This is a genomic window from Streptococcus sp. GMD4S, assembly GCF_000296955.1.
This window is the reverse complement of record NZ_AJRE01000250.1, coordinates 1-1,182: the sequence shown is the minus strand read 5'-3', so window position 1 is coordinate 1,182 and position 1,182 is coordinate 1. Positions and strand designations below refer to the sequence as shown.

Sequence of the window (1,182 nt, the reverse complement as noted above, 5' to 3'; positions counted from 1 at the left end):
GTATCAAGACAGGTTTGATGGGACCATTCGCTCCTCTTGGAGATACTATCTTTGGTTCACTTGTACCTGCTATCATGGGATCTATCGCAGCAACTATGGCGATCGCTGGCCAACCATGGGGTATCTTCCTTTGGATCGCAGTTGCAGTTGCATATGACATCTTCCGTTGGAAACAATTGGAATTTGCCTACAAAGAAGGGGTTAACCTTATCAACAACATGCAAAGTACTTTGACAGCTTTGATTGATGCTGCATCTGTACTTGGTGTCTTCATGATGGGTGCTCTTGTAGCAACAATGATCAACTTTGAGATTTCTTACAAATTGCCAATCGGTGAAAAGATGATTGACTTCCAAGACATCTTGAACTCAATCTTCCCACGCTTGCTTCCAGCAATCTTTACTGCCTTTATCTTCTGGTTGCTTGGTAAGAAAGGTATGAACTCTACTAAAGCGATCGGTATCATTATCGTTCTTGCAGTAGGTCTTTCATTCATCGGTAAATTCTTGCTTGGAATGGGCGCATAATTTATGAGTAAATCATTAATTTTGGTGAGTCATGGTCGTTTCTGTGAAGAACTTAAAGGTAGCACAGAAATGATCATGGGTCCACAAGACAACATTCATGCAGTGGCTCTTCTTCCAGAAGATGGTCCAGAAGAATTTACTGCAAAATTTGAAGCTACTATCGAAGGATTGGATGATTTCCTAGTCTTTGCGGACCTTCTCGGTGGTACACCATGTAACGTGGTAAGCCGTTTGATCATGGAAGGTCGCGACATTGAACTCTACGCAGGGATGAATCTTCCAATGGTGATTGAATTTATCAATGCAAGCCTTACAGGTGCAGATGCGGATTATAAGAGCCGTGCTGCAGAAAGCATTGTAAAAGTCAACGACCTGTTAGCGGGCTTCGATGATGACGAAGATGAATAATACTCTTCGAAAATCAAATTCAAACTACGTCAGCGTCGCCTTGCCGTATATATGTTACTGACTTCGTCAGTCTTATCCGGCAACCTCAAAGCAGTGCTTTGAGCAACCTGCGGCTAGCTTCCTAGTTTGCTCTTTGATTTTCATTGAGTATAAGATGTAACTTAGAGCATCTTATATAGAATATACATGGGAATGGGAGTCACTCCCATTCCCATATTTTCAATAGGAATGAAACGACAATAGATTA

Annotated in this window: 2 protein-coding genes; both read left to right on the top strand. The window is 41.7% G+C overall.

From position 1 onward, the window contains the following. On the top strand, positions 1–527 hold a 527-nt coding region (locus GMD4S_RS09100), incomplete at its 5' end, for a PTS system mannose/fructose/sorbose family transporter subunit IID (RefSeq protein WP_000541112.1). Between the two features lie 3 nt (positions 528–530). Then, positions 531–935, top strand: coding sequence for a PTS sugar transporter subunit IIA (locus GMD4S_RS09095; RefSeq protein ID WP_000045701.1), 405 nt, complete (start codon positions 531–533; stop codon positions 933–935). Positions 936–1,182 lie beyond the last annotated feature (247 nt).